Genomic DNA, 13,298 nt, shown 5'->3' on the forward strand with positions numbered 1-13,298 from the left:
GCCCGCGAGTTGAGGCGGCGGCAAGGCCGCAAGGAGCGCACCCATGGCGGAGATCGTCTTTTCCGGTGATCCGGCGGAGTGGGCCGACAGAATAGCGGACTGGGTGCAGACCCACCTGACCAGCAGGGCCGCGCTCATGCAGGCGCTCATCGCCCTGGGCTTCTGCCTCTTGGCCTATGGTCTGTGCCGGGCCCTGGGCCTGGGGCGCAAGCACCTTGAGCCGGACACGGGCTGGAAGGCCGACGCGCTCATCGCGCCGCTTTTGAACGAGCTGCGGCACTGCGCCTGGGCCGGCGTTTCCGGCCTGCTGCTGCTTTTCGCCGACGCCACGGCGCGGCATTTCCACCTGCCGCACCAGGTGCTCTCCATCACCACCGCCGCGGCCCTGGCCTGGGTGGTGGCCCATGTGGCCGGGGCGCTCATCAAGAGCCGCTTTCTGGGCCGCGTGGTGGCCTTTGTGGTGTGGATGCTCGCGGTGCTGCACGCCCTGGGCGTGTTCGACGTGGCCCTTGAGTTCTTGGACGACCTCAGCATGTCCGTGGGGCGCACGCGCATCTCGCTCTTGCTGGTGCTTAAGGGGATAGCGCTGTTCGTGGTGCTCATCCAGGCCGCGCGCATGCTCTCCGGCATTTTGGACGACCATCTGCACACGGCGGAGGGCATTTCGCCCTCGGCGCGGGTGCTTTTCGCCAAGGGCGCGCGCTTTGGGCTGTATGCCGTGGCCGTCACCATCACCCTTTCCACCGTTGGCGTAGACCTGACGAGCCTCACGGTGTTCAGCGGCGCGGTGGGCGTGGGCGTGGGCTTCGGCCTGCAAAAGATCTTCTCCAACCTCGTGTCCGGCGTCATCCTGCTCATGGACAAGTCCCTCAAGCCGGGCGACGTCATCGAAATCGGCGGGGTGCAGGGGCGCATCGCCCAGATCAACGCGCGCTACGCCGCGGTGGAGACCCTGGACGGCAAGGCCTACCTCATTCCCAACGAGAGCCTCATCGGCAACGAGGTCATCAACTTAAGCTACAACAACTCGCGCCTGCTGGTGCGGGCCGAGGTGGGCGTGTCTTACGCCTGCGACCCGCGCGAGGCCATGCGCCTCATGGAGCAGGCCGCCCTCACCGTGCCGCGCGTGCTGGCCGACCCGGCCCCGGGCGCGCAGCTGACCGAGTTCGCCGACTCCAGCATCAACCTCGCCCTGGGCTTCTGGATCGACGACCCGCAGGCGGGCATAGGCAACGTGCGCAGCGCCGTGCTGCTCGCCGTGTGGGACGCCTTCAAGAAAGGCGGCATCGAGATTCCCTTCCCCCAGCGCGAGGTGCGCCTGCTGGGCCAGTAACGCCTCCGCGCCGGGCGTTCACAAAAACGCCAACGACGTTCTCCTCGGCTGCGCTCCCGCGCTTGGCCCCTTGCGACCGCTTGCGCCGCTGGGCTCCGCATGGCCTGCCGGACTTGCCTGAACCGTCTGGCCTATCTGACCTATCTGACCTATCTGGCCTATCTGACCTATCTGACCTATCTGGCCTATCTGGCCCATCTGAGCGGTCTGAACCGATCTGACCTGTCCGGCCTATCTGGCCCGCTTGGCCCTGTCTGGTCCGCATTGATGTTGCAAGGGCAAAAGGGTATTACCCCGCCTTCAGCAAACGGAGAACATCAATGCTCGGACCCCTCGTCAACAGCGTCTGCATCATCCTCGGCTCGGTCATCGGCACCTTCAGCGGCTCGGCCATCACTCCGGCCTTCCGCAACAAGCTCATGTACGTGTTCAGCTGCATCACCCTGGGCATCGGCGTCTCCATGACCGCCAAGGGCCACGCCCTGCCCCCGGTCATCATTTCCCTGCTTTTCGGCACCCTGCTGGGCGAGGCCATGCGCTTCGAGACCGGGGTCATGCGCCTTTCCTGCTGGGTGGCGGAGCTGTTTCCCAGCCGCAAGTCCCAAACCTCGGACTTGCCGGCCAAGGCCTTCCGCGACCAGTTCGCCGTGGCCACTGTGCTCTTCTGCGTCAGCGGCCTGGGCATCATGGGCGCCATGCGCGAGGGCATGACCGGCGACATCTCCCTGCTGTTCATCAAGGCCCTGCTGGACCTGCCCACGGCCATGCTTTTCGCCTCCAGCGTGGGCGCGGTGGTGGGGGTGCTGGCCGTGCCGCAATTCCTCGTCCAAGCGGCCATTTTGCTGGCGGCCAGCGCCGTGGTGCCGCTGACCACACCGGAAATGCTGGCCGACTTCTCGGCCTGCGGCGGCATCATCATGCTCGGGGCCGGGCTGCGCCAAAGCAGCCTGCTTGAGGTGCCCATCTTGAGCATGTTGCCCAGCCTGGTGCTGGTCATGCCCATTTCCGCGCTGTGGACCCACTTTTCCGCGCTCTAGCGCGCCGAGCCCCAGCCGCCGCACGCAAAAACGCCGGTCCGAACGTCTGTTCGGGCCGGCGTTTTTGCGTGCCATGAGGGGGTTCGGGGGGAATCATTCCCCCCGAACCCCCTCTTCTCTTTCTTCCCTTTCTTCCCAGCGCCGTTCGCGCCAGGGCGAATCCGTGCGCGCCAAGCGCCTAGATGTCCATCCGCTCCTGGTCGCGGGCGCGGATCTCGGCGCGCTTGATCTTGCCGCTGATGGTTTTGGGCAGCTCGGCCACGTACTCAATGATGCGCGGGTACTTGTAGGGCGCGGTGATCTCCTTCACGTGCCGCTGCAACTCCTTGGTCAGCTCGTCGCCCGCGTCATAGCCGGCGGCCAGCACCACGGTGGCCTTGACGGCCATGCCGCGCACGGGGTCGGGCACGCCGGTGACCGCGGCCTCGACCACGGCCGGGTGGGAAACCAGCGCGCTCTCCACCTCAAAGGGTCCGATGCGGTAGCCGGAGCTTTTGATGAGGTCGTCGGTGCGGCCCAGGAACCAGAAGTAGCCGTCCTCGTCCACCCAGGCCTTGTCGCCCGTGTGGTAGAAGCCGCCGCGCACGACCTTGGCGGTGCGCTCGGGCTCGTCCAGGTAGCCGCAGAACAGGCCGGGCACGCCCTTGGTGGTGTGGCCGTCCTTGAGGCGGATGCAGATTTCGCCTTCCTCGCCCGGGGGGCAGGGCTGGTCCTCATCGTTCAAGAGCACGATGTCCCAGTTGGGCATGGGCTTGCCGATGGAGCCGGGCTTGGGCGGCATGAAGGGCAGCGTGCCCAGCTGCATGGCGGTCTCGGTCTGGCCGTAGCCCTCGAAGATGTCGAGTCCAAGGGCCTTTTTCCAGGCCAGGAACACGGAGTCGTTCAAGAGCTCGCCCGCGGTGGTGCAGTGGCGGATGCTCGAAAGGTCGAACTCGCGCAGGTTCTCGCGCACCAGGAAACGGTAGATGGTGGGCGGCGCGCAGAAGGTGGTGATCTTGTGCTCGGACATGATGCGCAACAGCTCGCGCGGCTCGAACTTGCCGCGGAAGTCCCACACGAAGACCACGGCCCCGGCTATCCACTGTCCGTAGAACTTGCCCCACACGCTCTTGCCCCAGCCCGTGTCGGACACGGTGAGGTGGATGTCGCCGGGCTCCAGGTCGTGCCAGTACACCCCGGTGGTCACGTGGCCCAGGGGATAGGTGTTGGAGTGCAGCACCATCTTGGGCATACCCGTGGTGCCGGAGGAAAAGAAGATGACCATGGGGTCGTCGCCGCCGGGGGTCTCGGCCGTGCGGGGAAAGTCCGCCGCGCCGGAGGCCACGAGGTTCTCGTAGTTCTCCCACCCGGCCGGGGCCTTGGGGTGGCCGCTTTCGGAGGGGATGTCGATGAGCAGATGCAGGCCCGGGCACTTGGGCCGGGCCACCTCCACGCGCTCGGTGAGGGAGTCCTCGCAGATGACGCAGGAGACATGGGCGTAGTTCACGCGCGACTCGATGTCGTGCGAGGTGAGCAGCGAGGGCGAGGGAATGGGCAGCGCGCCGATGCGGCAGAGCGCCAGCATGGTCACCCAGTACTCCATACGGCGGTACAGGATGAGCATGACGCGGTCGCCCTTCTTGATGCCCTTGGCGCTCAAGGCGTTGGCGAGCTTCATGGACTCCTTTTGGAAGAAGCCGTAGCTGAGCTCGCGCCGGTGGCCGGCCTGGTCCACGTGGATGAGCGCCAGGCGGTCCGGGTCCTCGGCCGCGCGGGCGTCGAGGAAGTCGTAGGCGAAGTTGAACGTGGCGGGCACGTCGAGCTTGAACTGGGCCATGAAGTCGCGGTAGCGGTTGACCCGGATTTTATCGAAGGTGGTCGTTTTCATGTGCTGGCTCACTCCCTGCTACAAAATCACATCGAGGAATATGGCGTGCTTGTCGTCAAGGCCTCGTAGCGCGTGCGGGGTTTGGGAGTCGAAGTACAGGCTGTCGCCGGGATCCAGGGCCAGGGCTTCCTCGCCCAGGCGCAGCTCCAGGCGGCCCTCCATCACGTGGATGAACTCCTGGCCGGAGTGGGAGACAAGGGTCATCTCCGCCGGGGTCTTGGGCGGCACGGTGATGAGGAAGGGCTCCATCTTGCGGCCGGAGAAGCGGTAGGCCAGGGACTTGTAGTCGTAGTCCTTGCGGCGCTCGACGGAAAGGCCCTCGCCCCGGCGCACCAGGGAGAAGCCCTTCAGGTGCGGCTCCACGCCGCTGATGAGCACGGTCAGGTCCACGTGGCAGGTTTGGGCGACCTTCATGAGGAAGCCGACGGGAATCTCGCTCTCGCCGGATTCGTAGGTGGCGATGTCCGCGGCGGTAACGCCGGTCCGGGCGGCCAGGTCCTCGATGGTGATGTCCAGGGCGTCGCGCAGGCCGCGCAGGCGCGGGGCGATCTCTTTGTAAGCCTGTTCCATGTGCATGGGCAAAGCTCCTTGTTAGGCCTTGGGAGGCTCTTGCATGGCCTCGGGGAACATCTTGGCGGCGATTTCGCGCAGCTTGTATTTTTGAATCTTGCCGCTGGCCGTCATGGGGTAGCTCTCCACAAAGGCGATGTACTTGGGAATCTTGTACCGGGCTATCTGCCCGCGGCAGTAATCCTTCACGTCCTCGGGCTCCAGCTGAGCGTCGGGCTTCAAAATGACGAAGGCGCCCACTTCCTCGCCGTACTTGCGGCTGGGCACGCCCACCACCTGCACGTCCAGAATGCCGTCCATGCGGTAGAGGAACTCCTCGATCTCGCGCGGGTAGACGTTCTCGCCGCCGCGGATGATCATGTCCTTCAGGCGTCCGGTGATGGTGACGTAGCCGTCCTCATCCATGGTGCCCAGGTCGCCGGAGTGCAGCCAGCCGTCCATGTCGATGGTTTTGGCCGTGGCCTCGGGGTTGTTGTAGTAGCCCTTCATGACGTTGTAGCCCCGGCAGCATATCTCGCCAACCGTGCCGCGCGGCGCTTCCTTGTAGGTCTCGGGGTCGAGGATGACCACCTCGATCTCGGGCATGGCGCGGCCCACGGTCTCGGTCATTTGCCGCAGGCTGTCGCCCTTTCTGGTCTGGGTCATCACCGGCGAGCCTTCGGTCAGGCCGTAGCAGATGGTGATCTCGCGCATGTACATTTCGTTTATGGCGCGCTTCATGAATTCGATGGGACAAGGAGACCCGGCCATGATGCCGGTGCGCATGCTGGTGAAGTCGAACTTCTTGAAGAGCTTGTGCTCCAGCATGGCGATGAACATGGTGGGCACGCCGTAAATGGCCGTGCACTTCTCCTCCTCAATGCTCGTCATGGCCATGAGGGGGTCGAAGTCCTCCAAGAGGACCATGGCCGTGCCGTGGGTGACGCAGGCCATGACGCCCAGCACGCAGCCGAAGCAGTGGAACAGCGGCACGGGCAGGCACAGGCGGTCCTTTTCGGTGAAGCCCTGGTGCTCGCCTATCCAGTAGCCGTTGTTGCCGATGTTGTTGTGGGTGAGCTGCACGCCCTTGGGAAAGCCCGTGGTGCCGCTGGTGTACTGCATGTTCACAACATCGTGCGGGGAAAGGTTTTTCTGGCGCGCCTCGTAGTCCTCGGGCGCGGTCATGACGGAAAGGGACTGCACCTCGCTCATGGAGTACATGCCGCGGTGCTTTTCCGCGCCGAGGAAGATGATGCGCTTGAGGAACGGGAACTTCTCGCACTTGAGATGCCCGCGCTCCTGGTTCTTCAGCTCCGGGGCGATGTCGTACAGGGTGCCCACGTAGTCGGTGTCGCGGTAGCCGTCGATAATGACCAGGTTCTCGCAGTCCGACTGCTTGAGCAGGTACTCTATCTCGGCCTTGCGGTAGTGGGTGTTCACGGTCAAAAGCACGGCGCCTATCTTGGCCGTGGCGAACATGAGCACGGTCCAGTAGGGCACGTTGTTGGCCCAAATGCCGACCTTCTCGCCCTTTTCCACGCCCATGGCCATGAGGCCCATGGCCACCTCGTCCACCAGGTCGGAGAACTCGCGCCAGGTGAGGCGGAAGTGGCGGTCCACGTAGACCACGGCGTCGCGGCCGGGCCAGGCGGCCACGGTTTCGTCGAGAATCTGCCCCAGAGTGCGTTCGAGGATGGCTTTCTCTCGCGGCATAGGCTTACTCCGGAAAGTAGAGCACCGCGTAGATGCTGGCCGGGACGTCGCCCGCGGCGGAGAGGTTGTGGGGCACCACGGAGTTGTAGTAGATGCTGTCGCCGGGGCCGTAGACCGTGGTCTCGCGTCCGTAGATGAGCTGCACCGAGCCGGAGACCACGACGATGAACTCCTCGCCCTCGTGGAAGGACAGGGTCTTGTCCTCCTCGGGCTCGGGGTGCATCTCGATGAAGAACGGCTCCATGTGCCGGTCGGTCTTGCCCTTGCCCAGGGGATAATAATTGTGGCTGGCGGGTTTGTCGCCGTCCTGGTGCATGCTGAATTCTTCCTTGCGCTCGCCGAGGCGCACCACAAGCGGGTCGCGGCTCACGTGGTCGTCAAGGAAGGTGCCCAGGCGCACGCCAAGGGAGCGGGCGATTTTGAGTAGCGGCCCAAGCGAGGGGTAAAGGTCTTTCGTCTCCACGGCGGCGAGGAAGCCCTCGTCCAGACCGGTGCGCCCGGCCAAATCCGCAAGACTCAAGTTCTGCTTTTCCCGAAAAGCGCGTATGCGCTCACCCACTTTCTTGTCCATGCTGCTCCCGTCCTTCCTTGCGCGTTCACGATCGTGCCGCGGGTGCGGCCCTGGCCGCCCCGCCGGCGGGATGACGCCTCCCGACGGCTTGCGGCGCACTGCCTGTAAAGTGCCCTGGACCCTAACCCAAGTGCGCGCATTTGTCGACACTCCGCGCAGGTTTGACCGGTGCGCTTTCCTCCGGCCCTTGCCAGTCCGATTCGAAGCGTGTAGCCTGATTCGAGGTCGATGAACCATTCCCGGAGCCAATAGCAGCAGGTGCACTGATGACAGAGACCAACGCCCAGGACGCCCACGCCCCGGTCTACCGGCCGGACGGCGGCAAGAAAATCAAGGGACTGTTCTCCACGCAGACCGTGGAGAAGGTCGGCACCGGCACCACCCAGCGCAAGACCATCAGCAAGATGTACTGGTTCTGCACCCAGCAGGACGACGGCCAAGTGGGCGTGCAGGCCCTGAACAAAAACATGGTGCCCGCGGGAAACACCACCATGGTCCCCCTCGACGATTTTTTGGCCCGGTACAACCCCGAGCCGGAAATGTACCTCAAGACCGTATACCCGAAGATACAGGAGCTTGCGGCCACTGTCTCCCGCGCGGAGGAAAGCCGCCAGCGCGGCGCGCTCTACAGCGCGCAGTTCGACTACGAAAGCGCCCTCGCCGTGGACGAGGAAAACGTGCGCGCCAACTTCGGCCTGGGGCTCACCTACGTGGAGCGCGGCGAAACCACCAAGGCCCAGGACATCCTGGGGCGCATCGTGGGGCTTGAGGCCGCCTTCGCCCCGGAGCACAAGCACCTGTTCAACGAGTTCGGCATCTCCCTGCGCAAAAGCCGCATGGTGGACCAGTCCATCGAATACTACACACGCGCCCTCACCCTTTCCACAACGGACGAGAACCTGCACTACAACGCGGCCCGCGCCTATTTCGACAAGGGCGACATCGAAAAATGCCGCGAGCATCTGGCCGAGGCCCTGCGCCTCAACCCCGACCACGAGGAAGTGAAGAAGTTCCTCGAATTCCTGGACTCCAAGAAGTAGGCCCGCCGTGCCCCGGCAAACCAGCGCACAAACGCCGCACCTAGCCCTGGCCCGTGTGCGCTTCGCCCATGCCCGCCCGGCGGCGGGGTCCGCCCCGGCCGACGCCCCCCGCAACATCCTGGACGACGCGGACCTTGCCGTGCCGCGCGGCGCCTTCGTGCTGCTCACCGGACCCTCCGGCGCGGGCAAGAGCACGCTGCTCCGGCTCTTTTGCCGTCTGGAGGAACCCCAGGCCGGGCAAGTGCTGCTGGACGGCCGTCCCGTTGCGGAGCTGCCGCCCGCGGTGCTGCGCCGCCGCGTGAGCTACCTGCAGCAGACGCCCACGGTCGTTGCGGGCAGCGTGCGCGACAACCTGCTTCTGCCCTTTTCCTTCAAGGCCGCAGCAGGCGAGCCCCTGCCCGGCGACGCGGCCCTGCAAGCCCTGCTGGAAAGCCTGGCCATGGGCGATGTTCCCCTGGGGCAAGAGGCCGCGACCCTTTCCGTGGGGCAGCGGCAGCGCCTGTGCCTGGCGCGCGCCCTGCTCACCCGGCCCGAGGCCCTGCTCCTCGACGAGCCCGTGAGCGCCCTGGACCAGGAGAGCGCCCGCGCCGTGCTCGACGCGGCCGAGAGCTTTTGCCTGGAGCGCGGCGGCACGGTGATCCTGGTGAGCCACGCGGATTTCGTCCCGGCGCGGGTTGCGCCCGCGCACTACCGGCTGGAAGGCGGGAGGCTCGCATGGATGGGGGCGTAATCAACATCGAAACCTGGCGGCTGTTGCTGGCGCTGGTGTTCGCCCTGCTGGCCGGGGGCTGCTCGCTGGCGCTCAAGCTGGGCCTCGGACGCGACATCCTCATCGGCACCGTGCGCACCTTTGCCCAGCTCTTTCTCATGGGCTGGGTGCTGGGCATGGTCTTCGCCGTGGAGTCGCCCTGGCTGGTGCTGGGGCTGTTTCTCGTCATGGCCGCGGCGGCCGCCCACACCGCGCGCGGCCGCGTCAAGGAGTCGGCCGTGGCCTTCGCCTGGCCCATGTATTTCAGCATGGCCGCGGTATACCTGCTGGTCACCGTCACGGTCACCGGGGCCATCATCCACGCCGAGCCCTGGTGGAAGCCGCAATATTTTCTGCCCATCGGCGGCATGGTGCTGGGCAATTCCATGAACTCGGTCGCCCTGGCCCTGGACAGGCTTTTTTCAGACCTGCGGGCGCGCGCGGCCATGGTGGAGATGAAGCTCTGCCTGGGGGCCGACGCGGCCGAGGCCAGCGCGGAGGAGGTGCGCACGGCCGTGCGCGCGGGCATGATCCCCTCCCTCAACTCCATGATGGCCGTGGGGCTCGTCTCTCTGCCGGGCATGATGACCGGCCAGATTCTGGGCGGCAACGACCCCACCCAGGCCATCCGCTACCAGATCGTGGTCATGCTCATGATCGTGGGCGCCACGGCCCTGGGCAGCACCATCCTCACGCTCATCATCCGCCGCCGCTGCTTCGGCCCGGGCGACAGGCCGCTCTTGCGCTGAACCGGCGCCGCATTCCGCCAAGTCCACACCCACCGCCGCGCCCAACGTCCGCGCCGAAACAGACCACGTCAGAACAGGCCACGTCGGAACAGACCAGGCCCGCCCCCCCGCGCCCAGCGCCCAAGGACGAAACACGCGCGGCGAAACATCGCCGGCCCCTGCCCGCCGCTTCGCGCGCGCCGGGTTTCTGATTGCGCTCCCCAGGCACAACGTATAGCATTACCGGTGAATAACATCAGACCGGCCCCCGCCGCGAGGAGCACATGAGCCTGGACCGTCACCACATGCTCAGCCTGCACACCGTGCTGGAAGGGTTGCGCCAGGGGCTGTGCGAATTTTCCGGCCCCTCGCGCGTGGCGCTGGTCTATGCCAAAACGCCGGACGATCCCTTGCGCGTGGTGGACCCGCAGAATCTGCTGCGCGGACACGAGCCGCGCCTGCGCGAATATTTCCAGGACACGGACGAATGGAAGGCCGGGCTGCCGAACCCGGAGCAGGTGGCCTTTTTCGACCAGCACCACGCGCGGCGCATGGGCCTGGCCGGGCTGGTGAGCCTGGGCGGGCGCTCGCGCAGCGTGGCCTATCAAATGTGGTTCACCGAGCAGCACCCGGATTTGTGCTCGCCCGGGCCCACGCGGCGCTGGCTGGAGCTGGCCCTGCGGCAGCTGGCCACCTGCCTGGGCGGCGAGGACATCCTGGCCCTGGACACCGTGACCAACACCCTGCAGGAAATGGCCCCCCACGCCGTGCACGACTGCATCGTGGACGAGCGCGCCCACGCCCTGGGACCGGACACCCGCCTGCGCGTGTACAACATCCTCTCGGCCATCATCCAAATTTCAAAAACGCCGGAGGAAGGCGCCTGGGCCCGCGGGCACCTGGCCTTTGTGGAGCCCTCGCGCCTGTCGCGGCTGCACTATCTGGCCCGCCTGCCCAAGGCGGAGCGCCCCCGGCTGGACAACGGCAAACACGTGCGCAAGATGCTGCAGGCCGTGGAGCGCACCCAGCGCCTGCTCGTGTCCGATGGCGAGCACATCATCGGCATGGCCCAGGGCGACCTGCCCGCGGGCAGCCTGTGCGCGCTGTTCAACGGCCGCCACGGCATGCTGTTTCTCGACGCCAGCCCGGTGTGCAGCTTTTCCGACGGCGCGTTCCAGTCCTCCAACCGCAGGCCGAACCTGGTGACGCTGGAGGAGGCGCTGGTGGAATGGCCCCTGGACAGCGCCCAGCGCAGCACGCTCTTCGCCACCATCTCGCGCCTGGTGGCCACCGCGGGCGAGCAGAAATACGGCTGCGCCCTCATCATCGACCCCTACACGCCGCTTCTGACCCTCTCCGGCCACGGGCTAGAGACGCCCATGCCCCTCGACGCCGAGGAGCGGCTCTCCCTGGCCTCCGGCCTGGCCAAGGTGGACGGGGCCCTGCATCTTTCCGCCGCGCGCAATCAGCTCTGCGGCTTCGCCTGCCTCATGGACGGCCCGAGCTTCCCCGGCGAGGACCGCTCGCGCGGGGCGCGCTACAACTCCGCCCTGCGCTTCACCCACTCCCACCCGGAGCTCATCGTGGTGGTGGTCTCCAGCGACCGCCCGGTTTCGGTGATGCAGAAGGGCGTGGACCTTTCCAAACCGCCGGTGTGGCCGCCCGTGCCCACCATGCTGCGGCACCCTCCCACCCTGGCCGAGTGGCTCGGCTAGCGGGAAAATCACGCAAGGAGCCCCCCATGCTGATCCGCCCCGAAACGCCCGCCGACTACGCCGCCATCCGCGCCATCAACATCGCCGCCTTTGCCGGCCACCCGTACAGCCGCCAGACCGAGCACTTGATCGTGGACGCCCTGCGCGCGGACGGGGCGCTGACGCTTTCGCTGGTGGCCGAGCCCGACAGCGACCCCGGCTGCGAGCCGGAGTGCGAGGGCGCGGGCGAGATCGTCGGGCACATCGCTTTTTCCCGCGCGCGCATCGGCGGGCAGGACCTAGGCTGGTATTTGCTGGGTCCGGTGGCGGTGCTGCCGGGCTTTCAGCGCCGCGGCGTGGGCTCTGCGCTCGTGCGGGCCGGGCTCGACGCCCTGGGCGGGCTGGAGGCGCAGGGCTGCGTCCTTGTGGGCGACCCGGCCTTCTACACGCGCCTGGGCTTCCGCCAGGCCAAGACCTTGCGCTACCCCGGCGTGCCCCAGGAGTTCGTGCTCTGCATGCCGCTGGCCGGCGCGGAGCCCGAGGGCGACGTGGGCCACCACCCGGCCTTCGAGACGGGGGCGTAGGCTTTCGGCGTCGCCGGAGCGCAATGGCCAGGCCGCACGGCTCGCCCTTGCGGAGGGGCTTGCGCCGGACCGGACATTCCGGATGCGCCCGACTGGGGCAACGCCACAGGGCGCGCCAGACAGCCGGACAGTGGAGCGCCCGCCATGTCCGCGCTGCCACTGACGGCAAGCCGCGTGTTGTCTCCTCGGCCCTCTGATTCCTGCCCGCCCGCTAGCCAAACTGCACGGCAACTTGATTGTTGACCGCGCGCAAGCCGCGCCGCCCGGCCAGATTTCCGCTCCCGTTCGTGTCGGGCCAGCTCCAAGGCCCTGGCCTCCGCGCTCTTCCCCTCCCCCTTGGCCCTTGACGAACCACCCTGCGATGCTTTCTATTGGGCCTTGCCAAATCCGCCAAAGGGAGTCGAAATCAATGAGCACCATGTTCGGGGCACGCGTGCCCTTTTATAAGCTGCAAGGCTGCGGCAACGACTTTGTGGCCATAGACAACCGCGTGCTGCGCCTGCCCAAGGAACTCATGGCCGAGTGGGCCAAGAAGATCTGCCCGCGCGCCTTCGGCGTCGGCGCCGACGGCCTGTTCTTTCTGGAGCTGCCCGCCCCTGGCGTGGCCGCGGACTACGTGTGGCACTTCTACAACGCCGACGGCTCCCGCGCGGAGATGTGCGGCAACGCCAGCCGCTGCGTGGGCCGCCTGGCCCATGCCCTGGGCCTTGGCGGCGAGCGCCACGTGCTCGGCAGCGACGCCGGTCCCATCGCCATCGCCGTGGACGCGGCGGCCGGGCTGGTCAAGGTGCAGCTCACCGAGCCCAAGGGCTTGGCGCTGAACGCGCACCTGAGCGTGCAGGGCAAGGAGACCGTGGTGCATTTCGTGAACACCGGCGTGCCCCACGCGGTCATTTTGGTGGACAAGGCGGCCGATGTGGACGTGGCCAGCGTGGGCCGCGCCGTGCGCTTCCACGAGCATTTCGCCCCGGCCGGGACCAACGTGAACTTCGTGCAGGTGCTGGACCGCCGCCGCACCCAGGTGCGCACTTACGAGCGCGGGGTCGAGGCCGAGACCTACGCCTGCGGCACCGGCGTCTCCGCCGTGCAGGTGGTGCTCTCCGCCCTGGGTCTGGCCGAGGACGAGCTGGCCAACACCACCACCGGCGGCGAGGTGCTCACCACCAGCCTGGAGGGCGGCCGCGTGTTCCTGAAGGGCGCAGCGGAGCTGACCTTCACCGGCGAGCTGAACGTGCCCGCCCTGGACCTGCCCCTGCCGTAAGCCCAGACAAGCGAAAGCCAAAGGCCCCGCCCGCGTCCGCATGACGTCGGCGGGGCCTTTTTTTGTCGGCAATCCGCCGGACCTCCCCTCTTTGGAACGGACGGTCCTTCGGCACAATTGCGAGAATGGGACGATACTATGGCAAGACGAGGGCGAACCGGCTTCGCGAAACG

The 13,298-nt window shown here is 66.7% G+C and carries 12 protein-coding genes; 8 read left to right on the forward strand and 4 right to left on the reverse strand.

The features are described from left to right. Window positions 1-43: 43 nt before the first annotated feature. Both ACYQ4W_RS11420 and ACYQ4W_RS11425 read left to right on the forward strand, forming a co-directional pair. A complete protein-coding gene (locus tag ACYQ4W_RS11420; RefSeq protein WP_459856627.1) occupies window positions 44-1,333 on the forward strand; it encodes a mechanosensitive ion channel family protein in 1,290 nt (429 codons plus the stop codon). 320 nt (window positions 1,334-1,653) lie between these two features. Then, window positions 1,654-2,370 carry a DUF554 domain-containing protein gene (locus ACYQ4W_RS11425; RefSeq protein ID WP_459856630.1) on the forward strand — a complete coding sequence of 239 codons (717 nt, stop codon included), beginning with the start codon at window positions 1,654-1,656 and terminating at the stop codon, window positions 2,368-2,370. Between the two features lie 178 nt (window positions 2,371-2,548). On the opposite strand, the gene ACYQ4W_RS11430 is transcribed toward ACYQ4W_RS11425, so the two are convergent. From ACYQ4W_RS11430 to ACYQ4W_RS11445, 4 genes are read right to left on the reverse strand one after another with little or no spacing between them, the layout of a single operon-like run. Further along, window positions 2,549-4,237 (reverse strand): AMP-binding protein, encoded by a 1,689-nt coding sequence (locus ACYQ4W_RS11430; RefSeq protein ID WP_459856633.1) that lies wholly within the window; start codon window positions 4,235-4,237, stop codon window positions 2,549-2,551. An 18-nt stretch (window positions 4,238-4,255) separates the two neighbouring features. After that, on the reverse strand, window positions 4,256-4,813 hold the full coding sequence (locus ACYQ4W_RS11435; RefSeq protein ID WP_459856636.1) for a helix-turn-helix domain-containing protein: 558 nt from the start codon (window positions 4,811-4,813) through the stop codon (window positions 4,256-4,258). A gap of 15 nt (window positions 4,814-4,828) precedes the next feature. Next, the gene (locus ACYQ4W_RS11440; RefSeq protein WP_459856639.1) at window positions 4,829-6,499 is read right to left on the reverse strand and encodes an AMP-binding protein; all 1,671 of its coding nucleotides are present in this window, start codon (window positions 6,497-6,499) and stop codon (window positions 4,829-4,831) included. A gap of 4 nt (window positions 6,500-6,503) precedes the next feature. Beyond that, window positions 6,504-7,070, reverse strand: coding sequence for a helix-turn-helix domain-containing protein (locus ACYQ4W_RS11445; RefSeq protein ID WP_459856642.1), 567 nt, complete (start codon window positions 7,068-7,070; stop codon window positions 6,504-6,506). Between the two features lie 266 nt (window positions 7,071-7,336). Between ACYQ4W_RS11445 and ACYQ4W_RS11450 the strand changes: the two genes are divergently transcribed. From ACYQ4W_RS11450 to dapF, 6 genes are all read left to right on the forward strand, one after another. Then, window positions 7,337-8,110, forward strand: coding sequence for a tetratricopeptide repeat protein (locus ACYQ4W_RS11450; protein WP_459856645.1), 774 nt, complete (start codon window positions 7,337-7,339; stop codon window positions 8,108-8,110). 7 nt (window positions 8,111-8,117) lie between these two features. Continuing rightward, a complete protein-coding gene (locus ACYQ4W_RS11455) occupies window positions 8,118-8,840 on the forward strand; it encodes an ABC transporter ATP-binding protein (RefSeq protein ID WP_459856648.1) in 723 nt (240 codons plus the stop codon). Beyond that, window positions 8,825-9,607, forward strand: a complete 783-nt coding sequence (locus ACYQ4W_RS11460) for an ABC transporter permease (RefSeq protein ID WP_459856651.1) — start codon at window positions 8,825-8,827, stop codon at window positions 9,605-9,607. The genes ACYQ4W_RS11455 and ACYQ4W_RS11460 overlap by 16 nt, the downstream gene beginning before the upstream one ends. 263 nt (window positions 9,608-9,870) lie before the next feature. After that, window positions 9,871-11,301 carry a DNA integrity scanning protein DisA nucleotide-binding domain protein gene (locus ACYQ4W_RS11465; RefSeq protein ID WP_459856654.1) on the forward strand — a complete coding sequence of 477 codons (1,431 nt, stop codon included), beginning with the start codon at window positions 9,871-9,873 and terminating at the stop codon, window positions 11,299-11,301. A 26-nt stretch (window positions 11,302-11,327) separates the two neighbouring features. Then, window positions 11,328-11,864 (forward strand): GNAT family N-acetyltransferase, encoded by a 537-nt coding sequence (locus tag ACYQ4W_RS11470; RefSeq protein ID WP_459856657.1) that lies wholly within the window; start codon window positions 11,328-11,330, stop codon window positions 11,862-11,864. 409 nt (window positions 11,865-12,273) lie between these two features. Further along, window positions 12,274-13,125: a diaminopimelate epimerase gene (dapF, locus tag ACYQ4W_RS11475; protein WP_459856660.1), complete on the forward strand. Its 852-nt coding sequence runs from the start codon at window positions 12,274-12,276 to the stop codon at window positions 13,123-13,125. The last annotated feature ends 173 nt before the right edge of the window (window positions 13,126-13,298 follow it).

The organism is Humidesulfovibrio idahonensis, assembly GCF_054657715.1.